Source organism: Streptomyces sp. DH37 (assembly GCF_029813835.1).
Classification (GTDB): Bacteria; Actinomycetota; Actinomycetes; order Streptomycetales; family Streptomycetaceae; genus Streptomyces.
The window spans coordinates 1-255 of sequence record NZ_JARVKV010000268.1 but is presented as its reverse complement, the minus strand read 5'-3'; the positions used below and the strand labels follow the sequence as shown (position 1 = coordinate 255).

The window sequence follows — 255 nt, the reverse complement described above, 5'->3', positions numbered from 1 at the left end:
CGAAGGCGGTGGTGGGAGAGGCCGCGTGGGCGTCGTGGACCAGGACCCCGTCGGTGCCCTCGACGGTGACGTCGATCACCTTCAGGTCGCCGGTGGCCCGGTCGCGGACCACGCCCTTGGAGCCCAGGCCGTCGCCTCCGTCTTCGGGCGGGACCGGCGCGCCGAAACGGATCGGCTGCCCGTGCTCCAGCCGGATCACCGCCTCCAGCGCCTGTTCCTTGTCCTTGAGCACCTCGAAGGCGCCGTCGTTGAAGA

Annotated in this window: 1 pseudogene; it reads right to left on the bottom strand. The window is 71.4% G+C overall.

What is annotated here, in order from left to right:
• Positions 1–255 (bottom strand): annotated as a pseudogene (locus QC029_RS31505) (2-oxoacid:ferredoxin oxidoreductase subunit beta); the annotation flags it as partial.